Origin of the sequence: Methylobacterium sp. 285MFTsu5.1, from assembly GCF_000383455.1 — a bacterium.
In the GTDB taxonomy this organism is placed as follows: Bacteria; Pseudomonadota; Alphaproteobacteria; order Rhizobiales; family Beijerinckiaceae; genus Methylobacterium.
The window spans coordinates 235,305-259,534 of sequence record NZ_KB911271.1 but is presented as its reverse complement, the minus strand read 5'-3'; the positions used below and the strand labels follow the sequence as shown (position 1 = coordinate 259,534).

20 protein-coding genes are annotated in these 24,230 nt (G+C 71.7%); 13 read left to right on the top strand and 7 right to left on the bottom strand.

Annotated elements, in window-relative coordinates; genetic code table 11:
- Window positions 1–55: 55 nt before the first annotated feature.
- The gene (locus tag H288_RS0105505; RefSeq protein WP_020091590.1) at window positions 56–865 is read left to right on the top strand and encodes a substrate-binding domain-containing protein; all 810 of its coding nucleotides are present in this window, start codon (window positions 56–58) and stop codon (window positions 863–865) included.
- Window positions 862–3,723, top strand: a complete 2,862-nt coding sequence (locus tag H288_RS0105500; RefSeq protein WP_020091589.1) for an EAL domain-containing protein — start codon at window positions 862–864, stop codon at window positions 3,721–3,723. The genes H288_RS0105505 and H288_RS0105500 overlap by 4 nt, the downstream gene beginning before the upstream one ends.
- A gap of 43 nt (window positions 3,724–3,766) precedes the next feature.
- Here H288_RS0105500 and H288_RS0105495 read toward each other — a convergent pair whose 3' ends face one another.
- The 4 genes from H288_RS0105495 to H288_RS0105480 form a co-directional block, all read right to left on the bottom strand.
- Entirely contained in the window at window positions 3,767–4,249 is a 483-nt protein-coding gene (locus H288_RS0105495) for a DUF1203 domain-containing protein (RefSeq protein ID WP_020091588.1), read from the bottom strand.
- 98 nt (window positions 4,250–4,347) lie between these two features.
- Window positions 4,348–5,403: an adenylate/guanylate cyclase domain-containing protein gene (locus H288_RS0105490; RefSeq protein WP_020091587.1), complete on the bottom strand. Its 1,056-nt coding sequence runs from the start codon at window positions 5,401–5,403 to the stop codon at window positions 4,348–4,350.
- A 33-nt stretch (window positions 5,404–5,436) separates the two neighbouring features.
- Window positions 5,437–5,796: a response regulator gene (locus H288_RS0105485; protein ID WP_026604690.1), complete on the bottom strand. Its 360-nt coding sequence runs from the start codon at window positions 5,794–5,796 to the stop codon at window positions 5,437–5,439.
- A gap of 49 nt (window positions 5,797–5,845) precedes the next feature.
- Complete coding sequence (locus tag H288_RS0105480; RefSeq protein WP_026604689.1) at window positions 5,846–8,773, bottom strand: response regulator; 2,928 nt, start codon at window positions 8,771–8,773, stop codon at window positions 5,846–5,848.
- Window positions 8,774–9,075: 302 nt separating this feature from the next.
- Here H288_RS0105480 and H288_RS0105475 point away from each other — a divergent pair, with 302 nt between their 5' ends.
- The 11 genes from H288_RS0105475 (at window position 9,076) to H288_RS0105420 (ending at window position 19,229) form a co-directional block, all read left to right on the top strand.
- Entirely contained in the window at window positions 9,076–9,285 is a 210-nt protein-coding gene (locus H288_RS0105475; protein ID WP_020091585.1) for a hypothetical protein, read from the top strand.
- Between the two features lie 299 nt (window positions 9,286–9,584).
- Window positions 9,585–9,725, top strand: coding sequence for a hypothetical protein (locus H288_RS35575; RefSeq protein ID WP_020091584.1), 141 nt, complete (start codon window positions 9,585–9,587; stop codon window positions 9,723–9,725).
- 318 nt (window positions 9,726–10,043) lie between these two features.
- Complete coding sequence (locus tag H288_RS36230) at window positions 10,044–10,172, top strand: hypothetical protein (protein ID WP_280806640.1); 129 nt, start codon at window positions 10,044–10,046, stop codon at window positions 10,170–10,172.
- 11 nt (window positions 10,173–10,183) lie between these two features.
- Entirely contained in the window at window positions 10,184–10,273 is a 90-nt protein-coding gene (locus H288_RS32140) for a K(+)-transporting ATPase subunit F (RefSeq protein ID WP_020091582.1), read from the top strand.
- A 22-nt stretch (window positions 10,274–10,295) separates the two neighbouring features.
- A complete protein-coding gene (gene kdpA, locus H288_RS0105450; RefSeq protein ID WP_020091581.1) occupies window positions 10,296–12,011 on the top strand; it encodes a potassium-transporting ATPase subunit KdpA in 1,716 nt (571 codons plus the stop codon).
- A 1-nt stretch (window position 12,012) separates the two neighbouring features.
- On the top strand, window positions 12,013–12,207 hold the full coding sequence (locus tag H288_RS0105445; RefSeq protein ID WP_020091580.1) for a hypothetical protein: 195 nt from the start codon (window positions 12,013–12,015) through the stop codon (window positions 12,205–12,207).
- Window positions 12,208–12,313: 106 nt separating this feature from the next.
- Complete coding sequence (kdpB, locus tag H288_RS0105440; RefSeq protein WP_020091579.1) at window positions 12,314–14,404, top strand: potassium-transporting ATPase subunit KdpB; 2,091 nt, start codon at window positions 12,314–12,316, stop codon at window positions 14,402–14,404.
- A gap of 21 nt (window positions 14,405–14,425) precedes the next feature.
- Window positions 14,426–15,031, top strand: coding sequence for a K(+)-transporting ATPase subunit C (locus tag H288_RS0105435; RefSeq protein ID WP_020091578.1), 606 nt, complete (start codon window positions 14,426–14,428; stop codon window positions 15,029–15,031).
- Window positions 15,032–15,294: 263 nt separating this feature from the next.
- Complete coding sequence (locus H288_RS0105430) at window positions 15,295–18,012, top strand: sensor histidine kinase KdpD (protein ID WP_026604688.1); 2,718 nt, start codon at window positions 15,295–15,297, stop codon at window positions 18,010–18,012.
- The gene (locus H288_RS0105425; RefSeq protein WP_020091576.1) at window positions 18,009–18,737 is read left to right on the top strand and encodes a response regulator transcription factor; all 729 of its coding nucleotides are present in this window, start codon (window positions 18,009–18,011) and stop codon (window positions 18,735–18,737) included. The genes H288_RS0105430 and H288_RS0105425 overlap by 4 nt, the downstream gene beginning before the upstream one ends.
- 45 nt (window positions 18,738–18,782) lie before the next feature.
- Entirely contained in the window at window positions 18,783–19,229 is a 447-nt protein-coding gene (locus H288_RS0105420) for a PTS sugar transporter subunit IIA (protein ID WP_020091575.1), read from the top strand.
- A gap of 16 nt (window positions 19,230–19,245) precedes the next feature.
- Here H288_RS0105420 and H288_RS0105415 read toward each other — a convergent pair whose 3' ends face one another.
- The 3 genes from H288_RS0105415 to H288_RS0105405 are packed head-to-tail and all read right to left on the bottom strand — an operon-like array spanning window position 19,246 to window position 24,157.
- On the bottom strand, window positions 19,246–20,586 hold the full coding sequence (locus H288_RS0105415) for an NCS2 family permease (RefSeq protein WP_020091574.1): 1,341 nt from the start codon (window positions 20,584–20,586) through the stop codon (window positions 19,246–19,248).
- Window positions 20,586–23,321 (bottom strand): molybdopterin cofactor-binding domain-containing protein, encoded by a 2,736-nt coding sequence (locus H288_RS0105410; protein ID WP_020091573.1) that lies wholly within the window; start codon window positions 23,319–23,321, stop codon window positions 20,586–20,588. Before H288_RS0105410 ends, H288_RS0105415 begins: the two co-directional genes overlap by 1 nt.
- Entirely contained in the window at window positions 23,318–24,157 is an 840-nt protein-coding gene (locus H288_RS0105405; RefSeq protein ID WP_020091572.1) for an FAD binding domain-containing protein, read from the bottom strand. The genes H288_RS0105410 and H288_RS0105405 overlap by 4 nt, the downstream gene beginning before the upstream one ends.
- Window positions 24,158–24,230: the final 73 nt, after the last annotated feature.

The window sequence follows — 24,230 nt, the reverse complement described above, 5'->3', positions numbered from 1 at the left end:
CGGTGTACGGTATCCGGTGACCTCGGGTTAAACACTCGAGGCGCATTCTCGGGTTATGGCACTGTTATTCACGTCTCTTCGGCGCATCATCGCGGGCGGAATCATCCTCCTGGCCCTGCCGGCCGCCGCGCGCGCGGACGACCTCGCGGTCGTCGGCACGGGCGACGGGATCGAGATGCTCCAGGCCGTGGCGGCCGCCTACAATGCCGAGAGCGGCGACGCGCGCGTGTCGGTGCCGCCGAGCATCGGTTCCGGCGGCGCCGTCGCGGCCGTAGGCGGCGAGCGCCAGAGGCTCGGGCGGGTCGCGCGCCCGCTGACCGAGGCCGAGAAGGCCCAGGGACTCGTGGAGGTGCCGCTCGCCCGCATCCCCTCGGCGATCTTCGTCCATCAGGGCGTCGGCGTCACCAACCTGACCAGCGCGCAGACCGCCGCGATCTTCGCCGGCACGGTCGACAATTGGAGCGCCCTCGGCGGTCCCGATCTGAAGATCCGCGTCGTCCGGCGCGAGGACACGGACAGCACGCTCACGGTCCTGCGGGCCACCATGCCGGGCTGGCGCGACCTCGTCCTGACCAGCCGCTCGAAGACCGCGACCACGACCCAGGACGCGATCGCCACGGTGCGGGAGACGCCCGGCGCGATCGGCTTCGGACCGTACTCGCCGGCGCTCGCGGGCGATCTCGCGGTCCTGACGATCGACGGCCGGGCCCCGCGCGATCCGACCTATCCGAGCGCCGTGACCCTCGCGCTGATCTACAAGGCCGCCACGCGCGACGCCGCGGCGTCGGCGTTCCTCGCCTTCGCGACCTCCGACCGCGCGGGACAGGTCATGGCGGAGCGGGGCGGCGCCCCGCTCAGGCCGTGACGGGCACCGTCTTCTCGCGTTCCCTGCGCGCGCGCCTCGTCGGCGCCACGCTCTCGACGGCCGCGATCGCGCTGGCGGCGTTGGTTTTCCTCGTGGTTCTGCGCTCCGGCCAGACGCTCCGCGAGCAGGCGCAGGAGGTCTCGACCTGGTCCGAGGCCCAGCTCTCCGACCGCCTGCTCAGCGACGCCAAGCTCGCCGCGGCGCGGCTGCAGATGCAGCGCGAGGACGTCGAGCGGCGCTTCGCCACCATGTCCAAGCGCTGGGACGTCGCGAAGGCGGTCTTCTCCGGCAACACGGTGGCGGCCTCGGAGCTTCTGCGGCCGGCTCTCGCCCTCGCCGATCTCGACGGCGCCATCGCCTTCGACCTCAATCTCCGCGCCCTGACCGCCGACCGCGTCGAGGCGGACCTCCTCGCCGCCAACGCGGCGTTCCGGACGTCGCCCGTCGCGGCGTCCCTGCGGGCCGTGCTCGCCCGCAACGATCGGGAGCACGCGGACGGGTTCGTGCTGTCGCTGCGCTGGGACGACGCGCTCGCGCGGGCGCTCGCCGCCACCGAGAGCGGCACGGTCGCCGACATCTTCGGCGAGCCGCTGTTCGACGATTTCGGCGAGGTGATCGGCGGCCTCGTCGGGTACCGGGTCCTGCGCGCGCACGAGCCGACCCTGACGGCGTTCGCGTCCCTCAGCAACCGCGACGTCCTGATCCTCGCCGACCAGAACCTCCTCTCCTCGGCGGGCTCGGAGGTCTCCAACGCCCAGCTCGGACCCGCGTCGGGCGCTGAGCTGCACGCCGTGCTCGGCGCCGAGAAGGTCGCGCGCTGCATCCCGCAGCCGCCCGACATACGCCTCTGCGTCGCGGCGCCGCTGCGGGAGCTGCAGCAACTCACCGGCAAGGTCGTGGGCATCGGCGAGGAGAGCTCGCGCGCGCTGCTGCGGACGCTCAGCGTCGTCGCCGGTCTCACGCTGTGCCTCGTCGCCGTCGTCATGCTCTTCCTGTCGAGCCGGATCACCCGTCCCCTGGTGCGCATCACCCAGACCGTCTCCGAGGTCGCGCGCGGCAACTGGCACGTCAGCGTGCCCGATATCGACCGTGCCGACGAGGTCGGCGATATCGCGCGGGCCGTCGTCGTGCTCGAGCATTCCCTCTCGGAGCGCGATCAGCTGCGCGACGACGTGTTCCGGCAGAACACGGTCCTGACGGAGCGCGAGCGGCAGCTGCAGGAGCAGAACGAGCGCTTCGACGCCGCCCTGAACAACATGTCCCAGGGCCTGTGCATGTTCGGCGTCCACGGCCGGCTCAAGGTCTACAATTCCCAGTTCTGCCGGATCTACGGGATCGCTCCGGGCGTGCTGGATCTCGACCCGACACAGGATGAGGTTCACCGGCTCGCTGGTCTCACGGACTGGTCGGCCGCGGAGAGCGGGCCGATCCGCCGGACCCTCACCCGGACGCTGGCCGACGGCCGCTGCATCGAGATCACGGTCGAGCCGATGGCCGATGGCGGCTGGGTGGAGACCCACGAGGACGTCACCGCGAGCGTCACCGCGCAGGCGCGGATCGCGCATCTCGCGACCCACGACGCGCTGACCGGCCTCTCGAATCGAGCGCTCCTGGCCGACCGTCTGGCCGCCGCCTTCGCGGACCATGCGGTCGGCGGCCGGGCGGTGACCGTCATCTGTCTCGACCTCGACGACTTCAAGGGCATCAACGACACCCTCGGACATCCGGCCGGCGACGAGCTCCTCCGACAGGTCGGCCGCCGCCTCACCGGACTGTGCCCGTCCGGCGGCACGGTGGCGCGCCTCGGCGGCGACGAGTTCGCGATGGTCCTCTTCGAGGCAGACCTGCCGGACGGCGTCCTCGCCCTGGCGGAGCAGATCCTGATCCAGCTCAGGCGGCCATTCTTCCTCGCCGGCCAGTTCGTGTCCGTCGACGGGAGTCTCGGTATCGCCGTCTCCGGCACGGAGGATGCCGACGGCGACGATCTCCTGCGCCGCGCCGACGTCGCCCTCTACGCCGCGAAGGCCGACGGCGGTCGGCGCGTCCGCGTCTTCGAGCAGGAGATGGAGGAGCGTCAGAACCAGCGGCGCTGGCTGGAACGCGAGCTGCGGCTGGCGATCGGCACCGCGCAGATCGAGCTGCACTATCAGCCGCTGTTCGACCTGGCGACGAACGCGGTGACGAGCTTCGAGGCCCTCGCGCGGTGGCACCACCCGGAACGCGGGATGATCTCGCCCGGCGAGTTCATCCCGGTCGCCGAGGCGACGGGGCTGATCGACGCCCTCGGCGCCTACGTGCTCGAACGGGCCTGCGCCGATGCCATGACGTGGCCCGGCTCCCTGCGGGTCGCCGTCAACATCTCGCCGATCCAGTTCCGCGAAGGCAATCTCGACCGTTTCGTCGAGGAGGTCCTGCTGAAGACCGAGCTGCCGAGCCACCGTCTCGAGCTGGAGATCACCGAGTCGGTGATCCTGAGCCAGGATCAGGCGAGCTTCGAGATGCTGAGCCGCCTGCGCTCCTTAGGCGTGCGGTTCTCGATGGACGATTTCGGGACCGGTTACTCGTCTCTCTCCTCCCTGAACACCTTCCGATTCGACAAGATCAAGCTGGACCAGTCCTTCGTCCGGAACCTCCTGGAGAAGGACGAGGCGGCAGCGATCGTCCACGTCGTCGCTGAACTCGGCCGCAGCCTGAAGATCACGACGACGGCCGAGGGCGTCGAGACCCCGGAGCAGCTGGCCCGGCTGCGGGCGAGCGGGTTCTCGGAGGTCCAGGGCTACCTGCTGAGCAGGCCGATCCCGGCCGCTGGCGTAGCGGCCTTCATCAACGCGCAGGAGCATATCCACGTCGCGGCCTGACCGAGCCCCGCAAAGGCCCGTTGGGCGGCTCGGTGGCTCGCGCTCAATCGGCGACGCGCTCTACGCGGGACAGGAGGCACCCGGGCCGCGCCGTGTGGATGTTGACGAAGCGGGTGCGCGGATCGTCGAGGGCGCGGCGGAGCGGAACCTCGGCCTCGCTCCCGGGACAGACCTGCCCGAGATCGTAGAGGCAGAGATGGTCCGCGTCGTAGGCACGGACCGAGACCAGCGTGTTCGCGCGGACGATCGGCGCGAGGCCGTCGGCCGCCTCGGCGCGCTTACACTCGTCCGCATGCAGGAAGATCGGACTGGGTGTCCAGTAGATCCCGCGCGGCTCGGGCAGATCGTAGGATCCGAGCAGCATGGTCTCGCCGGGCCGGCCGAGCTGCAGGCAGTGTCGGCAGGGAAAGCCGCCATCCGCCGTCGCGACGACCCGACGAACCGGGTTGTCCCGGTCGTCAAGGCCGGTGGTACGGAAGCGATCGGCGGTCTCCGTCGGGATCGGAACGCAGCGATAACGGGTCATGGTGCACCTCCGGGACGGGGCCCTAAGCTCCGTCCCGGCGCGCCGCATCCCGCTTCTTGCTGCGCAATCCGGAACGCTCCGCGGCCGCCGCGGGCGTCTCAGGCCGGGGTCGCGTCGCCGGCCGCGAGGGCGTGGCAGTACACGTCGACCGCGCCCTTGCCCTTCAGCGTCACCGGGCCGATCGGCCGGACGTCGCGCGGGTCCGGCAGGCGCGCGAAGGCCTCGCGCGACAGGTGCAGCGCGCACCCGTCGCCGAGGCCCGCGAGCCGGGCGGCGACGTTCACGGTGTCGCCCCACAGGTCGAAGGTGAACTTCGTCCGGCCGACGATGCCGCCGACGACCGGCCCGATATGGATGCCGCCGCGGATCCGCCAGCCCGGCTCGCCCTCGGCCGCGATCGCCACCATGTCGGCGGCGCAGCGGATGGCGGCGGAGACCGGGTCGTCGTGCGGCCGCAGCAGGTTGGCCGTGGCCATGAAGGCGTCGCCGATCGTCTTGATGTTCTCCAGGCCGCGCGCCTGCGCGACCACCTCGAAGGCCTCCGCGAGTCGCTGGATCTCCGCGACGACGACGTCCGGGCTCTGATCGTGGCACCACGTGGTGAAGCCGACGAGGTCGATGAACAGGACGCCGACGTCGCCGAACAGCCGCGGCTTGACCTGCCCGGTCTCCATCAGCTCCGCCACGGCCGAGACCGGCAGGATGGCGTGCAGGAGCTCGTCGGCGCGCTTGCGCTCGCGCTCGATGGTCCGCAGATGCGCGACCTCGCGGTCGTGCGCCCGCTTCCGCTCCAGGCAGGACCGGATGCGCGCCTCCAGGATCACGGGCTCGAAGGGCTTCGGCAGGTAGTCGAAGGCGCCGAGCTCGATGCACCGGACGATGCTGCCGATCTCCATGAGGGCGGAGATCATCACGACGGGCGTGTGGCGCCACGCCTCGTGGGCCTTCATCCGCTCGAGCACGGCGTAGCCGTCCAGGGCCGGCATCATCACGTCGAGGAGCACGAGGTCGAACGGCTCCTCGCTCAGCCGATCGAGGGCCGCCCGCCCGTTCGCCGCCCGCACGCTGGCGTGGCCGAGGAGCTCCAGCTCCTGCTCCAGCAGGTCGAGGTTGAAGGGCTCATCGTCGACGATCAGGATGCGGGCTGGCTCCACGGGTCCTCCCTTCCTGGCGTGAGACGGCCGCGCTCAGCCGAGCCAGTGCTGCAGCTTCGCGAAGAGCAGGTCCTCGTCGACGGGCTTGGTCATGAAGTCGTCGCAGCCGGCGGCCCGCGCGCGGTCCTCGTCGCCGGTCATCGCGTTGGCGGTGATCGCCATCACGGGGATGGCGGCGGTCGTCGCGTCGGCCTTGATGCGGCGCGTCGCCTCCCAGCCGTCGACGAGCGGCAGCGACAGGTCCATGAGGATGAGATCCGGCCGGTGCGCGATCGCCATGTCCACGCCGGCGGCCCCGTCGACGGCGATCAGGATCTCGTACTCGTCCTCGAGCAACTGGGTCAGCAGATCGCGGTTGAGCGCGACGTCCTCGACGATGAGAATCCGCTTCATGGGCCGGTCCCGGGCGTCGCGGGCCGCCAGGAACGGGTCGTGTCCGACCTCATCGGTCACCGTCGGCGGTCTCGGTCTCCAGGACCGGCAGCACGCGGCGGACCTCCCGGACCAGGGCGGCGCGATCGAGTCCGCCCTTGTCGATCAGTCCGAGCACGCGCTCGCGGAGCATGCCGCGCTCGGCGGAGTCGAGGGACGCGGCGGTCAGGACCACGACGGGGATCGACCGGGCGGAGGGATCCGCCTGCAGGGCATCCAGGAAGGCGAGGCCGTCCATCCGCGGCATGAGCAGGTCGAGGAGGATGACGCTCGGGCGGGCCTGCGCGATGCGCTCCAGTCCGGCCGCCCCGTCGGCCACCCAGTCGACGGTGCAGTGCTCCGAGTCGAGGAGCTGGCGCACGAGGTCGGGCACGTTGGGATCGTCGTCGATCACGAGGACTCGCTCGTTGTCGGGGGCGATCCGAGCAAGGGCGCCGATCAGGGCCTCCCGCTCGAACGGCTTCACGATGTAGTCGGTCGCGCCGAGCCGGAAGCCGAGCTCCTTCTGGTCGACGATGGAGATCAAGACGACCGGGATGTCCCGGGTCAGCGGATCGGTCTTCAGCGCGTGGAGGACCTGCCAGCCGTCGGTGCCGGGCATCATGATGTCGAGGGTGATGGCCCGCGGCTGCAGCTCCCGGGCCTTGACCAGCCCTTCCTGGCCGCTCGCCGCCCCGACGACCGTGTAGCCGGCATCGGCGAGGTTCTCCTTCAGCAGGTAGACGACGTTGGGATCGTCGTCGATCGCCAGCACGACCTTGGCGCCCGAGCGCGGCGCGGTGACGGCGGCGGGTGCCGGCTTCGGGGGCGGCGGCACCTCGGCGCCGCCGGCGATCCGCGGCGGGATGGTGAGCGTGAAGGTCGAGCCCTCGCCCTCGCGGCTCTCGACGCCGATCCGGCCGCCGAGCAGGCGCGCGAGCCGGTGGCTGATCGCGAGCCCGAGCCCGGTGCCGCTGTGGGACCGGGTCGCGCTGTTGTCGACCTGATGGAACTCCTCGAAGATCGCGCTCAGGGCGCCCGCCGGGATGCCGATGCCGGTATCCATCACGGCGAACTCGATGCCCTCATCGACCGAGCGGACGCGGAGCGTGACCGATCCGGCCTCGGTAAACTTGATGGCGTTGCTGAGCAGGTTGATCAGGATCTGACGTAGCTTCTCCTCGTCCGTGCGCAGCATCGGGGGCGGGTCCCGGACGTCCCGGACGAGGCGCACGCCCTCGTTCTTGACGAGGGGCTCGACGGTGCGGAGGCACAGGTCGAGGACCGGCTCCAGGGCGAAGTCCGAGGGTTTCACCTCCATGCGCCCCGCCTCGACCTTGGCGAGGTCGAGGATGCTGTTGATCAGCGAGAGCAGGTGCTCGGAACTCGCCAGGATCTTCTCGAGATTCTCGAACTGCTTGACCGGCAGGACATCCTTCGCCCGCCGCATCACCAGCCGGGTGAAGCCGATGATCGCGTTGAGCGGGGTCCGCAATTCGTGGCTCATGTTGGCGAGGAAGCTGCTCTTGGCGCGGCTCGCCTCCTCGGCCGCCTCCTTCGCCTGACGCAGGCTCTCCTCGGCCTGCTTGCGCTCGATCACGCGGCCGAGCTGCGCGCCGATATTGCTCATGACCCGGAGCAACGAGGCGTCCGGCGGGGACGCGTCACGGGCGAAGAACTCCAGTACCGCGACGACGTCGCGCCCGACCGTCACCGGAAAGGCGAACCCCGCCCGGATGCCGTGCTCGACCGCCGCCGGCGCGCGCGGGTCCGCGGCCATCGACGGGTCCCCGACGCTCCATTCCGGCGCGCCCGAGACCAGAACGCGGCCGGCCAGGCCCGATCCGGCGGCCAGCGACGTGGCGGCCGTGGCAGCCTGGAATCGCGCGACATCCGCGCCAGGGTCGCAGTGCCAGATGCCGGTCGGGAGCAGCGTCCGCGTCCCGTCCCGGGCCAGGATATGGGCGTGACCGACGGGCCAGCCGGCGTGCTGCGCGACGCGCTCGAGGCAGAAGCGCAGGGCGTCCTCGACCGTCGGGGCCTCGTTGGCGGCCGCGGCGGCGGCCTGGAGCAGCTCGACGAAGGCGGTCTGCTTCTGCAGCGCCAGCTCGGCCTCCTTGCGCTCGGTGATGTCGCTCCAGGACTCGACCACCTCGACGGGCTGGCCCGTCGCGTCCCGCAGGAGGCGCTGCTCGTCCCGGACCCAGCGATAGGTGCCGTTCGCGTGCCGGAACCGGTACTCGATGACGTTGTGCCCGTCCGCGAGCAGATTCGGGAACTCGGCGAGAACGCGGTCGCGGTCGTCGGGATGGAGCCGCTCCAGCCAGAATTCCGGCCCCGACAGGTAGTCGCCCGGCTCGTAGCCGAGGAGATCGCGCACGTTCTCGCTGATGAAGGTCGGCGCGTTGCGGCCCCCCACCTCGAAGCTGCAGATCATCGACGGGGACGCGGTGAGCAGGTAGGTCAGCCGCCCCTGCGTCGCCTGGAGCACCTGCTCGGCGCGCTTGATCTCGGTCACGTCGGTGTATACCGCGACGACGCCGCCGTCGTTGGTCTTGCGCTCGTTGACTTGGACCCAGCGGCCGTCGACGCGCTGCTGCAGAAGCGGACCGCGCGGCGCGCGGTAATGGGCGATGCGCTCGGCGACCCAGGCCTCGACGCTCATCCCGTCCGGCCGTACAACGCAGGACTCCGCGACGGCGTTGGCGATGGCTTCGAAGGTCACGCCGGGCACGATGATGGCCGACAGGCCGGGATGGAAATCCTGGAAGTGCCCGTTGCACAGGACGAGGCGATCGTCCGGGTCGAACAGCGCGAAGCCCTCCGAGCTGCTCTCGATCGCCTCGACGAGCTTCTGCTTGGCGACCCCGGCCTCATCGAGAGGCCCGGCGCTCCGGCTAGGGCCGGCGTCGGCGGCCCGACCTGTCTCGCTGGGTGATCCGGCCGGCGCGTGGGACATACCTCGAACCACTCCGACACCGACGCGCCAGTGGTGACGCCTTGCCCTGCCAAGCCTGATCTGCGCGATGCCCGCGGGCGCGCAATTCATTATTCGGCACCGTCGCATGGTCTATTTTGCGGATCAAGCTGTACGGGAATCGCTGTCCCGCCCCAGTCACGGGCTCGCCGTTCGTCGCCCGGTTCGTCGCCCGTCTGCCGGCTTCTCGCTTCCAATCCCGTCCGGAACGCATCGGTGCCATGTCTCGGCGCGGCGTGGCGGCACGCCGAGAAGGTGTATCTTCCGTGAAAACGGAGGAAACGATGGCTTACAAGATCACTTTTCGCCGCGGAAAACGCGAGAGCTTCACCAAGCTGTGGCCGTGCGACCTCGAGGCGGCGACGGCCTACGCGCTCGCGCAGCTCCCCCTGCAGCAGCGCGAGAACGGGGCGACCTCTGTCACCGTGGTCTGCGAGCGGACCGGCGAGGTCGTGTTCAACTCGACCGAGCAGCCCGAGGCCGCGACGGTCTAGGGCGTCGCCCGGCCGCGGACCGGACGCTCCCGGAGGGGCTGCGTCGTGCAACCAGATCCCCTCCGTGCGCCCGAGCCCGTCCCCGCATCGCCGGGTCGGGCCGACCCGGGATCCGGCGCCCACGTCTCACCGCCCCGCGTCCTGCACGCGCTCGATCCGCGCTTTCTCGGGCTGACGGGCGCGCTGGCCCCCCATCCTGATGACATCCCTATGCCGGACGCCCCGCGCGCGTCTTGGTCCCTCACGGCCGATGCCGACGTGGTCGCGCCATCGGGCATCAGCCCGGATGGAGCCTCCGCATGCCGATCGTCCGTTACATCCTCGCCGAGTGCAGGGCCGACCGCGTCTTCGCGCTGATGGTCGTCGCGCTCGGCGGGTGGTCCGCCGTGTCCCTCGCGCTGCTCGCGCTGAACGTCTTCGAACCCCTGCGAGTCCAGTGAGCGCCGGAGCCGCGTCGCCGTCCGGCACGGCACCCCCGGGGTTATCCATCCAGCCGCTTGCGGGCCGCTGCCGCGTCTGCGGCCTCGCCTACGGCGGCATCCTCGGCCGCGAGGCGGGGGTGATCCGGCTCGATCGCGCCCGGTGGCGCCGTCTCTGCCCGGGCGCGGCGTGGCTGACCGTGCCGGCCGCCTGCGCGGGTCTTCGGGCCAGCTTCGGCGCGGACGCCGGATCCTAACGCGGCCCTTATAAACTCCCGCCCGGTCCCCGCTCGAACCCTAACGCGGTTCCCGGCGACACTGCCGGTCGGCCAAGGCCGGTTGCGGAGCCTCCGCGGCCGGTCCGCCGAACCGGACCCGACCACCATGCTCGACATCGTCTTCCTCGCAGCGGGCCTCGCCTTCTTCGCCGCGGCGGCCGGCTACGCGGCCGCCTGCGACCGGCTCTGAGAGAGGCCGCCATGACCCTCGATCTCGCCCTCGGCGCCTGCGTGACCGCCGGCCTCCTCGTCTACCTCACCTACGCCCTCGTCCGCCCCGAGCGGTTCTGAGCGGCCCTGACGGATTCTCCCCATGACCCTCAACGGCTGGATCCAGATCGCGCTGTACGGCGCGATCGTTCTGGCGCTCGTGAAGCCCCTTGGGTCGTACATGACCCGCGTCTTCACCGGAGAGCGCACCCTCCTCTCGCCCGTTCTCGGACCGATCGAGCGCGGGCTCTACCGCGTGTCCGGCATCGATGACCGCCAGGAGCAGCACTGGCTGGCCTATACGGGCGCGGTCATCCTGTTCCACGTGCTGGGCTTCGCGGTGCTCTACGCGATCCTGCGCCTGCAGGCGGTACTGCCGCTGAACCCGGCCGATCAGAGCGCGGTGGCGCCGGATCTCGCGTTCAACACGTCGACCAGCTTCATCACCAACACCAACTGGCAGTCCTACGGCGGCGAGACCACGCTGTCGTACCTGTCCCAGATGCTGGGCCTGACGCACCAGAACTTCCTGTCGGCGGCGACCGGCATCGCGGTCGCGGTGGCGCTGATCCGCGGGTTCGCCCGCGCCTCCAGCGGCACGATCGGCTCGTTCTGGGTCGATGTGACCCGCGCGACCCTCTACGTGCTGCTGCCGATCTGCATCCCCTACACGCTGTTCCTGGTCTGGCAGGGCATGCCGCAGACGCTCAGCGCCTACGCGGACGCCACGACGCTGGAGGGCGCCAAGCAGACCATCGCGCTGGGCCCGGTCGCGAGCCAAGTGGCGATCAAGATGCTCGGCACCAACGGCGGCGGCTTCTTCAACGCCAACGCCGCGCACCCCTTCGAGAACCCCACCGCCCTGTCGAACTTCGTCCAGATGGTCTCGATCTTCGCGATCGGCGCCGCGCTGACCAACGTCTTCGGCCGCATGGTCGGTGACGAGCGTCAGGGTTGGGCGATCCTCGGCGCCATGGGAATCCTGTTCCTGGCCGGCGTCGCCGTCACCTACTGGGCCGAGGCCAACGGCAGCTCGGTGCTCAGCAGCTTCGGGCTCACCGGCGGCAACATGGAGGGCAAGGAGGTCCGCTTCGGGATCAGCGCCTCGGCGCTGTTCGCGGTGATCACCACCGCGGCCTCCTGCGGCGCGGTGAACGCGATGCACGACTCGTTCACGGCGCTCGGCGGCCTGATCCCGCTGCTCAACATGCAGCTCGGCGAGGTCATCATCGGCGGCGTCGGCGCCGGCCTCTACGGCATGCTGATCTTCGTCATCGTGGCGATCTTCGTGGCGGGCCTGATGGTCGGCCGCACCCCCGAATACCTCGGCAAGAAGATCGAGGCGAAGGAGGTGAAGATGGCCATGCTCGGCATCCTCTGCCTGCCGCTGATGATGCTGGGCTTCACCGCCCTGGCGACAGTGGTGCCGGCGGGCCTCGCCGGCCCGGCCAATGCCGGCCCGCACGGCTTCTCGGAGATCCTCTACGCCTACACGTCGGCGGCGGCCAACAACGGCTCGGCCTTCGGCGGGCTGACGGCCAACACGCTGTTCTACAACAGCACGCTCGCTGTCGGCATGCTGGTCGGCCGGTTCTTCGTGAAGATCCCGGTGCTCGCCATCGCGGGCTCGCTGGCGGCCAAGAAGACGGTCCCGGCCTCCGCGGGCACGTTCCCGACCCACGGCGGCCTGTTCGTCGGGCTGCTGGTCGGCGTCGTGCTCATCATGGGCGGCCTGACCTTCTTCCCGTCGCTCGCGCTCGGCCCGATCGTGGAGCACTTCGCGGGCGCGGCCGGCCAGACCTTCGCGACAGGGGGCTGAGATGCCGCGCGCTTTCCCCGCCCGGCGCGTCCCGCGCCACCACCTCGCGCTGCACCGCTCTCCACTGCGGCACGACCGCGGCGGCGCTCAGCCCCTGCGGACCTCCGACCTCATCCTGGCGCTCCTCGGCGTCGTGATGCTCGGCGGCTTCGCCCTGCTGGCCGCCTACGCGCTCACCCTCGGCGCCGTGGGCTGAGCCTCCGCAACCGTGATCGCGCGCGCAGCGAAGCGCGGCCCTGGGCTGCTTCGCTGCGCTCGCAAGGACGGCAGCCTCACTTCAATCTCCCTTCCGGACATCTCCCATGTCGCGTCAGACGTCATCCCTGTTCAGCGCCGCCCTGATCGGGCCGGCCCTCCTCGGCTCGCTACGAAAACTCGATCCGCGGGCCATGATCCGAAACCCGGTCATGTTCGTGGTCGAGGTCGTGGCGCTCCTCACCACCGTGCTGTTCGTCCGCGACCTCGTCACCGGCGGCAGCGACCTGCTCTTCTCGGGCCAGATCATCCTCTGGCTGTGGTTCACCCTGATCTTCGCCAACTTCGCCGAGGCGCTCGCTGAGGGCCGCGGCAAGGCCCAGGCCGACAGCCTGCGGCGCACCCGCACCGAGATGACCGCCAAGCGCCTGACCGGCCAGGGCCGGGCCTTCGAGACGGTGCCGGGCACCACGCTCAGGGTCGGCGACGTCGTCCTGGTCGAGGCCGGCGACCTGATCCCCTCCGACGGCGAGGTGATCGAGGGGGTCGCCTCCGTGAACGAGGCGGCCATCACGGGCGAATCCGCCCCGGTGATCCGCGAATCCGGCGGCGACCGCTCGGCGGTAACCGGCGGCACGCAGGTCCTCTCGGACGAGATCAAGGTCCGCATCACCGCCGCGGCCGGCTCGACCTTCGTCGACCGGATGATCGCCCTCGTGGAGGGCGCCTCGCGGCAGAAGACGCCGAACGAGATCGCCCTGAACATCCTGCTCGCCGGCCTCACCATCGTGTTCGTCTTCGCGGTGGCCTCGATCCCGAGCTTCGCGAGCTACGCGGGCGGGTCCATCCCCGTGATCGTGCTGGTCGCCCTCTTCGTCACGCTGATCCCGACGACGATCGGCGCGCTGCTCTCGGCGATCGGCATCGCCGGCATGGACCGGCTGGTCCGCTTCAACGTGCTCGCCATGTCGGGCCGCGCCGTGGAGGCGGCGGGCGACGTCGACACGCTGCTCCTCGACAAGACCGGCACGATCACCCTCGGCAACCGTCAGGCGACCGAGTTCCGCCCCGTCCGCGGCGTCAGCGCGCAGGATCTCGCCGACGCGGCGCAGCTCGCCTCGCTCGCCGACGAGACGCCGGAGGGCCGCTCCATCGTGGTGCTGGCCAAGGAGAAATACGGCATCCGCGCCCGCGACATGGCGAGCCTGAACGCCACCTTCGTGCCGTTCACCGCGCAGTCGCGGATGTCGGGGGTGGATCTGCAGGGCACGTCGATCCGCAAGGGCGCCGTCGATGCCGTCATCGCCTCGGTCTCGGGCCAGCCCATCGCCTCGCGCGACTCCAACGTCGCCCTGGCCGTCCGCCCCGAGGCCGAGACCGGCGTCGTGACCGAGATCCGCGCCATCGCGGAGGAGATCGCCAAGGCCGGCGGTACGCCGCTCGCCGTCGCCAGGGACGGCCGCCTGCTGGGCGTGGTCTACCTCAAGGACATCGTGAAGGGCGGCATCCGCGAGCGCTTCGCCGAGCTGCGCCAGATGGGCATCCGCACGGTGATGATCACCGGCGACAACCCGATGACCGCGGCGGCGATCGCCGCCGAGGCCGGCGTCGACGACTTCCTCGCCCAGGCCACCCCGGAGGACAAGCTCGCGCTGATCCGCAAGGAGCAGGCGGACGGCAAGCTCGTCGCCATGTGCGGTGACGGCACCAACGACGCCCCGGCGCTGGCCCAGGCCGATGTCGGCGTCGCCATGAATACCGGCACCGTCGCGGCCCGCGAGGCCGGCAACATGGTCGACCTCGACAGCGACCCGACCAAGCTCATCGAGATCGTCGGCATCGGCAAGCAGCTGCTGATGACCCGCGGCGCGCTGACGACCTTCTCGATCGCCAACGACGTGGCCAAGTACTTCGCCATCATCCCGGCGATGTTCCTCACGCTCTACCCGCAGCTCCAGGCGCTGAACGTCATGGGCCTGGCCTCGCCGCAGAGCGCGATCCTGTCGGCGATCATCTTCAACGCCCTGATCATCGTGGCGCTGATTCCGCTGGCCCTGCGCGGCGTCACCTACCGGGCCGTCGGCGCGGCCGCGCTGCTGCGCCGCAACCTCCTGATCTACGGCCTCGGCGGCGTCCTGGTGCCCTTCGTCGGCATCAAGGCCATCGACCTCGCCGTCAGCGCCCTCCACCTCGCCTGAACCGGTCCCCGGAGACCTGCCATGCTCAACCAGCTTCGCCCCGCCCTGGTCCTGCTCACCGCCCTGACGGCGATCACGGGCCTCGCCTACCCCCTCGCGATGACGGGCCTCGCCAGCGCCATCTTCCCCGCGAAGGCCGCCGGCAGCCTGATCGCGCGCGACGGCACGGTCGTCGGCTCCAGCCTGATCGGCCAGAACTTCACGGGAGCCGGCTACTTCCACGGCCGGCCCTCGGCGACGACGGCGCCGGACCCGTCCGACGCCTCGAAGACGGTGCCGGCGCCCTACAACGCGGCGAACTCGTCGGGCTCGAATCTCGGGCCGACCAGCGCCGCCCTCGCCGAGCGGGTGAAGGGCGATCTCGACGTGGTCAGGGCCGAGAACCCGGATGCGCCCGTCCCGGTCGACCTCGTCACGACCAGCGGCTCGGGCCTCGACCCGGACATCTCGCCCGAGGCCGCCTACTTCCAGGTTCCCCGCGTCGCCAGGGCCCGCAACATCCCGGCGGACAAGCTGCGCGCGCTGGTGTCGTCCCGCATCGAGGCGCGCACCCTCGGCATCCTGGGTGAGCCGCGCGTCAACGTGCTGGCGCTGAACCTCGCGGTCGACGATCTCGCCCGTCGCTGAGGCGCGCCCGACAGCGGCTCTGGATGACATCCCGTCAGGCCGGATCGATGTCGATCGGCCTGACGGACATGACACGTGTGGTTCGACAGCGTGGGCGCACCTCGATGCGGCACGCTGCGGATTCCGCATCGTCATTGCGAGCGGAGCGAAGCAATCCAGCCGCGCCACGCTCACCGGCATCCCGCTGCCCTGGGTTGCTTCGCTCCGCTCGCAATGACGCGACGATCCCGCGTTGTCCGCGGCGTTTTGCTAAGATGGCGATCATGCCCGAGACCGGCCGCGACCCGACCCGCCCCTCCCCCGACGCCCTGCTCGAAGCGGCGCGCCGCGGGGAACGGACGCGCGGCCGACTGAAGGTGTTCCTCGGCGCCGCCCCCGGTGTCGGCAAGACCTACGAGATGCTGACCGTCGGGCGGGCGCGGCTGAAGGCAGGCCTCGACGTCGTGGTCGGCGTCGTCGAGACGCACGGCCGCGCCGAGACCGAGGCCCTGCTCAACGGGTTCGAGACGATCCCCCGCCGTTCCGTTCCGTATCACGGCACCGTCCTGCAGGAGATGGACCTCGACGCCCTGCTGGCGCGCCGGCCAGCCCTCGCCTTGGTCGACGAGCTCGCCCACACCAACGCCCCGGGCTCGCGCCACCCGAAGCGCTACCAAGATGTCGAGGAGCTGCTCGATGCCGGCATCGACGTCCTGACGACGCTCAACATCCAGCACGTCGAGAGCCTCAACGACGTGGTCGCGTCGATCACCCGCATCCGGGTGCGCGAGACGGTGCCGGACGGCGTCCTCGACCGGGCGGACGACATCGAGGTGGTGGACCTCAACCCCGACGACCTGATCCAGCGCCTGAAGGACGGCAAGGTCTACGTCCCGACGCACGCCGAGCGCGCGCTCAAGCACTACTTCTCGCGCGGCAACCTCACGGCGCTCCGCGAGCTGGCGCTCCGGCGCACCGCCGACCGGGTCGACGACGAGCTGCTCGGCCACATGCGGGCCAACGCGATCGCCGGTCCCTGGGCGGCGGGCGAGCGCGTGCTGGTCTGCGTGAACGAGGATCCCCGCTCCGCCGGCCTCGTGCGCCACGCCAAGCGCCTGGCCGACCGCCTGCACGCCCCCTGGACGGCGCTCTCCATCGAGGGCGCGCGGGCGGCAGCCCTGAGCGAGGCCGAGCGCGACCGCATCGCCGAGGCCCTGCGGCTCGCCGACCGCCTCGGCGGCGACGCCGTCACCCTGCCGGGCGGGCGCCGGATCGCCGACGACGTGCTCGACTACGCGCGCTCGGCCAACGTGAACCACATCGTCGTCGGCAAGGCGAACCGCTCGTGGCTCTTCGAGCTGGTCAACGGATCGGTGGTGTACGACCTCGTGCGGCACAGCGGCGCCATCAGCGTGCACGTCGTCCCCGGCGAGGCCGTCCCCGACGAGAAGCCGGCGCGCCGCGCCGTGGCGGTGACCGCGCCGCGTCCGGGGCGCGACGCGCGGCCCTACGCGATCGCGCTGGCGGCGATCGCCGCGGGCCTCGGCGCGGCCATCGTCGCGGAACCCTACGCGGGCGTCGAGAACGCCGACCTGTTCCTGCTGACCGCGGTCGTGGCGGTGGCGGTGCGCTGGGGCCTCGGGCCGTCCCTCGTCTCGGTGGTGGCGGCCTCGCTCGCCTACAACTTCTTCTTCCTGCCGCCGGTCTACACGCTCACCATCGCCGATCCGACCAACGTCGCGGCGTTCCTGCTCTTCACCCTGGTGGCCGTCCTGGTCTCGAACCTCGCCTCCCGCGCGCGTCGCGTCGCGGTGGTCAGCCAGGGCCGGGCGCGGGCCACGGAACGGCTCTTCGGCTTCTCGCGGAAGCTCGCCGCCTGCGGCACCCTCGACGACGTGCTCTGGGCCACCTGCGCCCAGGTCGCCGCGATGCTGAAGGTGCGCGTCGTCCTCCTGCTGCCGGACGGCCAGGCCGTCACGGTGCGGGCGGGCTACCCGCCCGAGGACATGCTGGACGAGGCCGATCTCGCGGCCGCGCAGTGGGCCTTCGACAACGACCAGCCCGCGGGCCGGGGCGCCGACACGCTGCCGGGCGCCAAGCGCCTGTTCCTGCCGATGCGGACCGGGCGCGGGACGATCGGGGTGATCGGCCTCGATTCCGACGGCACCGGGCCGATCCTGTCGCCTGAGGGCCGCCGCCTCCTCGACGCCCTGGCCGACATGGGCGCCCTCGCCATCGAGCGGGTCCGGCTCGTGGAGGATCTCGACCGGGCCGAGCGCGCGGCCGAGACCGACCGCCTGCGCCAGGCGCTGCTCACCTCGATCAGCCACGACCTGCGCACGCCGCTCGCCTCGGTCCTGGGCGCGGCCAGCACGCTGCGCGACCTCGAGGCGGCGCTGCCCGCGGACGCCAAGGCGGAGTTGCTGGCGACGATCATCGAGGAATCGGAGCGGCTCAACCGCTTCATCGCCAACCTCCTCGACATGACCCGGCTGGAGGCCGGCGCGGTGGCGCCGAACCTCTCCGCGCAGGACGTGGCCGAGACCGTCGACACCGCCCTGCGCCGCACCCAGAAGATCCTCGCCGACCACCGCGTCGCCGTGGAGGTCGAGGCCGACCTGCCGCCGCTGGCGCTCGACCCGGTCCTGTTCGAGCAGGTCCTGGTCAACCTCCTCGACAACGCCGCCAAGTACGCGCCCGAGGGCTCGACCGTGACGGTCCGGGCGCGCCGCGCGGACGACCGGGTCCGGATCGCCGTGCTGGACGAGGGCGACGGCCTGCCCGAGGCGGATATGGAGCGGGTCTTCGACAAGTTCTACCGCGTCCGGAAGGGCGACCGTGTCCGGGCCGGCACGGGGCTGGGCCTCGCCATCTCCCGGGGCTTCGTCGAGGCGATGGGCGGCACCGTCACGGCCGAGAACCGCCCCGACCGCGGCGGCGCCTGCTTCACCGTCAGCCTGCCGGTTCCGGCCCGGAGCGCGCCCAGGGACATCGCCGCATGAGCCCCACGATCCTGGTCGTCGACGACGAGCCGCCGATCCGCAAGCTCCTGCGCATGGGCTTGGCCACGCAGGGCTACGCAATCCTGAAGGCGCCCGATGCCCGGACCGCCCTGGCGCTGCTCGGCCGGGAGGGCGTCGATCTCGTGATCCTCGATCTCGGCCTGCCCGACATGCGCGGCCACGACCTGCTGCGGTCGGTTCGATCGAGCCATCCCGACCTCCCGGTCGTCGTGCTTTCGAGCCGCGACGACGAGAGCGGCAAGGTCGAGGCGCTCGATCTCGGCGCCAACGACTACGTGACCAAGCCGTTCGGCATGGCGGAGCTGCTGGCGCGCCTGCGGGCCGCCATGCGCCACCAGCTCGCCGCGCGGGGCGAGCGGCCGATCTTCCGCGTCGACACCCTGTCAGTCGATCTGGTCCGCCGGATCGTGAAGGTCGACGAGGCCGAGGTGAAGCTGACGCCGCGCGAGTACGATTTCCTGCGCGTCCTGGTCCTGCATGCCGGCAAGGTGCTCACCCACGCGCAGCTGATGCGCTCCGTGCCGTCCTCGTCCGATCCGCAATACCTGCGCGTCTACGTGCGCCAGCTCCGCCAGAAGCTGGAGGCGGATCCCGAGCGCCCGCGGATCTTGCTGACCGAGACCGGTGTCGGCTACCGCCTGCGCGCGCCCGACGACGAGCCGGCCCCGCCGCACCGCGGCGCCGGCGGCGCGACCGCCCACTGATCCCGAGGACGACCCGATGTGTCCCAGCGCCCGCGATCCCGCGCGATGAGTGTGGACCGGATCCTCGCGCCCTCCGACGCGCTCGTCGGCCTGCGCGCCGCCGGCAAGGGGGCGCTGCTCGAGGAGCTGGCGCGCCGCGCCGCCGGCGTCCTCGGCCTCGCCGCGGAGACGATCCTCCCCGCGCTGATCCGGCGCGAATCCCTGGGTTCGACCGGGGTCGGCGACGGCATCGCCCTGCCGCACGCGCGGCTCGAGGGCATCGCGCGCCCCTACGGGATCCTGGCCCGGCTCCGCGACCCGATCGATTTCGACGCGGTCGACGATCGGCCGGTGGACCTCGTCGTCCTGCTGCTGCTCCCGGCCGTCGCCGAGGGCGAGACGCTGAACGCGCTGGCCTGCGTGGCGCGGCGCCTGCGCGACCCCGGGGCCGCCGCGGCGATGCGCGCCGCGCGGGACGCGGCGGCGCTCTACGCGGCCGCGACGGGCCGGTAAGGGCGCCGCGCGGCCGTCAGTGCGCGCCGCCGGTCTCGACGAACTTGAACAGGAAGACCGCCGCGATCACCCAGACGATCGGCTTCACCTCCCGGGCGCGGCCCGCCAGCAGCTTCAGCGCCGCGTAGGTGATGAACCCGCAGGAGACGCCGGTGGCGATCGAGTAGGTGAACGGCATCAGCAGGGCCGTGACGCAGGCCGGCACGACCTCGGTGATATCGTCCCAGTCGAGCTCGACCAGCTCGCGCAGCATCAGGCAGGCGACGTAGAACAGCGCCGGCGCCGTGGCGTAGGCGGGCACCGCGCCCGCGAGCGGCGCGAAGAAGAGGCAGGCGAGGAACAGCACCGCCACGGTGGCTGCCGTGAGCCCGGTGCGGCCGCCCTCCTCGACGCCGGAAGCGCTCTCCAGGTACGCCGTCGTGCTCGACGTGCCGAGGAGCGAGCCCGCGAAGACTGAGACGGAATCGGCCATCAGCGCCCGGTCGAGGCGGCGCATCTTCCCGTCGGTCAGGAGTCCGGCCCGGCTCGCCACGCCCATCAGCGTGCCCGTGGCGTCGAACAGCTCCACCAGGAACAGGACCAGGATGACGTGGAGCAGGCCCGCCGAGAGGGCACCCGGGATGTCGAGGGCGAACAGGGTCGGGGCGATCGACGGCGGCAGGGAGACGATTCCCTGGAAGGTGTTGCCCGCGAAGACGAAGCTCAGCGCCGTGACGGTGAGGATGCTCGACAGCAGCGCCGCCCGCACCTTCCGGGCGGAGAGGACGGCCACCATCAGGAAGCCCAGCACCGCCAGGATCGCTTCGGGCTTGTGCAGGTCGCCGAGGGTGACGAAGGTCGCCGGGCTCGCCGCGACGAGGCCGGCGTTCTTGAGCGCGATGATCGCCAGGAACAGGCCGATCCCGACCGTGATGGCGATCCGCATGGAGCGCGGGATCCCCTCGACGATCAGCGCGCGCAGGCCTGTCAGCGTGACGATCAGGAAGCACACGCCCGAGATGAACACCGCGCCGAGGGCGGCCTGCCAGCTGAAGCCGAGCTGCTGGACCACCACGTAGGTGAAGTAGGCGTTGAGCCCCATGCCGGGCGCGAGGGCGATCGGGTAATTGGCCCAGAGCGCCATGATCATCGAGCCGAGCGCCGCCACGAGGCAGGTCGCCACGAAAACCGCGCCCCGGGGCATGCCGGCATCCCCGAGGATGCTCGGGTTGATGAAGACGATGTAGGCCATCGTCAGGAAGGTGGTCAGCCCCGCTAGCACCTCCGTGCGTACGCTGGTGCCGTGCTCGGCGAGGCGGAAGGTGCGTTCCAGGAGGCCGGGCCTCGCCGCCGGCACCGCGTCCCGCGCGCGATCCATCACGCGAGCCCCGCCCGGCCGGCCGCCACGGCCCGGTAGATCCTGTCCGGCGCGAAGGGGGTCGCGGTCAGGCGAGCCCCGGTCGCGTCCCGGATGGCGTTGCCGAGCGCCGCCGCCACCGGGTTGAACGGCGACTCGCTCATCGACTTGGCGCCGAGGGGGCCGACGCTGTCGTGGGTATCTGCGAAAAGGACCTCGGTGTCGGGCACGTCGGCGCAGGCGGGGATGTGGTAGTCGCGGAACGTCTGGGTAACGAGGCTTCCGTCCGCGGCGACTTGGACGTCCTCGTAGAGCGCCGCGCCGAGCGCCTGCGCGATGCCGCCCTCGACCTGACCGCGGCACTGCATCGGGTTGATCACCCGCCCGGCATCGGCTGCGTGGACGCTCCTGAGGATCCGCACCGCGCCGCTCACCGGGTCGACCGCCACCCGGAAGGCGTGGACGTTGAACGCCACCGAGCGCGGGCTGCCGTCGGCCCGGCCGGTCGCGTCCAGGGGACCGACCGCCGCCAGCGTGACCGGTCCGGCCGGCGTCTCGACCCGCTCCCCGTCGAAGCGGCAGGATTCCGGGGTCGCGCCCGCGATCTCGGCGGCCCGCGCGCGGATCCGGAGCGCGAGCGCCTCGGCGGCGCGCAGCGTCGCCAGGCCCGCCACCACCGTGCCGGTGCTCCCGTAGGCGCCGGTGTCGTGCCCGACGATATCCGTGTCCGCGCCCGCGACGCGGACACGCTCCGGCGCGGCGCCGAGCGCCGAGGCCGCGATCTGCCGATGCACCGTGCTGGTGCCGTTGCCGAACTCGGCCGTCCCGACGCGCACGGTGAAGTGCCCGTCGGCGTCCAGGCTGACCCGCGCGTCGGCGTGGTGGCCGCGCGGCGGGATCGTGTCGATCATCGCCATCGCGATGCCGGTCCCGGCGCGCCAGCCGGGTTCCGGCTCGGGCCCCGGATCGGACCGCAGCGCCTCCTCGACCAGGGTGAGGCACTGGTCGAGCCCGTAGCTGCCGAAGATCACGTCGTGCGGTTCCAGGCTGTTCGACACCATGGCGTCGCCCGGCTTGACGGCGTTGCGCCGCCGCAGGGCGAACGGGTCCAGGCCGAGTTCGCGGGCGACCTCGTCCAGCGCGGATTCCAGCGCGAAGATCGTCTGGCTCAACCCGTAGCCGCGGAAGGCGCCCGCCGGCACCGTGTGCGTGTAGACGGCGCGGCCGCTCACCTGCTTGTTCGGGCAGACATAGGCGGCCAGCACCTCGTGGCAGGCGTGGTGGATCACGCCGCCCGCGTGGTTCCCGTAGGCGCCGGTGTCGGACAGGACGTCGAGGCTCAGCGCCGTGAGGGTGCCGTCGCGGCGGGCGCCGACTTTCACGTCCATCCGCATCGGGTGGCGCGTCGTCGTCCCGACGAACTGCTCCCGGCGGGTCAGCTCCCAGCGCACCGGCCGGCCGGTGTGCAGGACCGCCAGGGCGACGAGATCCTCGGTCAGCATCTCCTGCTTTCCGCCGAAGCCGCCCCCGACCCGCGCGCAGACGACGCGCACCGCGTCCTTCTCGAGCCCGAACAGGTCCGCCAGCGCGTCCCGGGTCAGGAACGGCACCTGGGTGCTGGTGCGCAGCGTCAGGCGGCCGTCCTCGGCGTGCCAGCCGATGCAGCCGTGGGTCTCCATGGCGGCGTGCTGGACGCGCTGCGACCGGAACGTCCCGGCGTAGACGAAATCGGCCCCGGCGAGGCCCGCCGCCACGTCGCCGACCGCGCCGTGCACCTCGCCGGCGAGATTGGGATGGCTCTCCAGGGGCGGTGCGTCCTCGCCTGGGCAATCACGGGGATCGTGGACGCGGGCTGCGTCGGGATCGAGGGCGCGCTCCGGATCGAGGAGCGCCGGGCGCACCTCGTAGGTCACCTGCAGGGCGCGGCAGCCGGCCTCGGCGGCGGCTTCCGTCTCCGCCACCACGGCGGCGACGCGCTGCCCGACGAATCGCAGGATCGGGTCGAGGACCCGCGTGTCGGAGGCGTCGTCGCGCGGATCCTCGTGGCGGGCGGTCGAGAAGCGGCGCGTCGGCGCGTCGGCGTGGGTCAGCACGGCCACGACGCCCGGGACGGCGCGGGCGGCCGTCGCGTCGATCGCGACGATCCGGGCATGGGCGTGGGGCGAGCGCAGCACCTTGAGGTGGAGCGTGTCGCCGAGCGGCGCGTCCATCGTGAAGCGGGCGCGTCCGGACACGACCAACGGCGCGGCCGGTGCCGCGAGGTTGCGGCCCACAGGATCGCCGCAGCCGCCGCTCTCGACCGAGCGCGCGCTGCCGGCGATGGCCTCGCGCACGGCGCGGTAGCCGGTGCAGCGGCAGAGATTGCCCTTGAGGGCGGTGCCGAGATCCTGCTTCTGACCCTGGTCGAGGCTCGCCGCGGTCATGATCATGCCGGGCGTGCAGAAGCCGCACTGGAAGCCCTGGGCCGCCAGGAAGGCTTCCTGCATCGGGTGGAACGCCGCCGGCTCGGCCGCGTCGGCGCGGCAGGGACCGGCCAGCCCCTCGATCGTGGTCACGCTCCGTCCCTCGGCGCGGAAGGCCGGTACCAGGCAGCTGTGCACGGGCTCGCCGTCGAGATGGACCGTGCAGGCGCCGCAATCGCCGGCGTCGCAGCCCTTCTTCACGCCGAACCAGCCGGCCTCGCGGAGATAGGTCCGGAGGCACTGCCCGGCTCTCGGCGCGCCCTCGTGCGCGGCACCGTTGATCGTGAGCTTCATGACGCGGCTCCCGGCGACGGCGCCGCGTCGAGCGACCCGCGGATCTCCTCGGCGAAGTGCCGGGTCATGTGGCGGCGCCAGTCAGGCCGCCCGTGGACATCGTCGTGGTAGAGCGCGTCCGGGATCGCCTCGTCCAGCGCCCGCATCAGCGCGGCCGGATCCGGCAGACCGTCGAAGGCGAGGCGGAGCGGGCGTTTGACGGAGGCCGTGACCGTGAGCGCGAAGGCGCCGTCCGCGCCGCGCGTCCCGATCAGCAGCGCGCCGGAGCGCCCGTTCGGGCTGAGGCTGATGCGGCGGAAGGCCGTGCGACGCGCGAGCGCCGCGGCCGGCATCGACAGGCTCCGCAGGATCTCGCCCGGTGCCAGGGCGTTCCGCTGCGGCGCGAGGACGAAATCGAGGATCGGGAGCTCCCGCTCGGCCCCGTCGGCGGACCAGATCGTGCAGGTCGCGTCGAGGGCCGTCGCGAGGGCGATCATCGGCCCGGCCGGGAGTGCGAGGCAGACGTTGCCGCCGACCGTGGCCACGTTCCAGATCTTGAAGGAGCCGAGCAGCGCGCGGCAGCACTGGCCCACCAGCGGCGCCGCGTTCCAGCCCGGCGGCAGTTCCAGCCGGTCGAGCTGGGCGATGGTGCAGGTCGCCGCGAGGGTCAGGCCCTCCGCGTCGACCGCGTGCGGTGGCCAACCGAGCGCCGCGAGGTCGACGAGGCGCCGCATCCCGACCTGCGGCTCGGAGAACAGCCACGTCCCGCCTCCCAGGCAGGCATCGCCGTCCGCCCAGTCGGGAAGCTCGGTCCGACTCCGTGGCCGGACGACGGTCTCGATCGTGTTGAGGTCCATGCCCGCTCGCCGGTCCGAGGCCGGTTCGGCCCGGCCCAACACTATGCCGGTTCTAATCGGGCCCCGGTCAAGC

Excerpts from the sequence above, each read along its gene's own strand:
- H288_RS0105505 (WP_020091590.1), top strand. The coding sequence starts at position 56 with ATGGCACTGTTATTCACGTCTCTTCGGCGCATCATCGCGGGCGGAATC.
- H288_RS0105495 (WP_020091588.1), bottom strand. The coding sequence starts at position 4,249 with ATGACCCGTTATCGCTGCGTTCCGATCCCGACGGAGACCGCCGATCGC.
- H288_RS0105485 (WP_026604690.1), bottom strand. The coding sequence starts at position 5,796 with ATGAAGCGGATTCTCATCGTCGAGGACGTCGCGCTCAACCGCGATCTG.
- H288_RS0105480 (WP_026604689.1), bottom strand. The coding sequence starts at position 8,773 with ATGTCCCACGCGCCGGCCGGATCACCCAGCGAGACAGGTCGGGCCGCC.
- H288_RS0105475 (WP_020091585.1), top strand. The coding sequence starts at position 9,076 with ATGGCTTACAAGATCACTTTTCGCCGCGGAAAACGCGAGAGCTTCACC.
- H288_RS35575 (WP_020091584.1), top strand. The coding sequence starts at position 9,585 with ATGCCGATCGTCCGTTACATCCTCGCCGAGTGCAGGGCCGACCGCGTC.
- H288_RS32140 (WP_020091582.1), top strand. The coding sequence starts at position 10,184 with ATGACCCTCGATCTCGCCCTCGGCGCCTGCGTGACCGCCGGCCTCCTC.
- kdpA (WP_020091581.1), top strand. The coding sequence starts at position 10,296 with ATGACCCTCAACGGCTGGATCCAGATCGCGCTGTACGGCGCGATCGTT.
- H288_RS0105445 (WP_020091580.1), top strand. The coding sequence starts at position 12,013 with ATGCCGCGCGCTTTCCCCGCCCGGCGCGTCCCGCGCCACCACCTCGCG.
- kdpB (WP_020091579.1), top strand. The coding sequence starts at position 12,314 with ATGTCGCGTCAGACGTCATCCCTGTTCAGCGCCGCCCTGATCGGGCCG.
- H288_RS0105435 (WP_020091578.1), top strand. The coding sequence starts at position 14,426 with ATGCTCAACCAGCTTCGCCCCGCCCTGGTCCTGCTCACCGCCCTGACG.
- H288_RS0105430 (WP_026604688.1), top strand. The coding sequence starts at position 15,295 with ATGCCCGAGACCGGCCGCGACCCGACCCGCCCCTCCCCCGACGCCCTG.
- H288_RS0105425 (WP_020091576.1), top strand. The coding sequence starts at position 18,009 with ATGAGCCCCACGATCCTGGTCGTCGACGACGAGCCGCCGATCCGCAAG.
- H288_RS0105420 (WP_020091575.1), top strand. The coding sequence starts at position 18,783 with ATGAGTGTGGACCGGATCCTCGCGCCCTCCGACGCGCTCGTCGGCCTG.
- H288_RS0105415 (WP_020091574.1), bottom strand. The coding sequence starts at position 20,586 with ATGGATCGCGCGCGGGACGCGGTGCCGGCGGCGAGGCCCGGCCTCCTG.
- H288_RS0105410 (WP_020091573.1), bottom strand. The coding sequence starts at position 23,321 with ATGAAGCTCACGATCAACGGTGCCGCGCACGAGGGCGCGCCGAGAGCC.
- H288_RS0105405 (WP_020091572.1), bottom strand. The coding sequence starts at position 24,157 with ATGGACCTCAACACGATCGAGACCGTCGTCCGGCCACGGAGTCGGACC.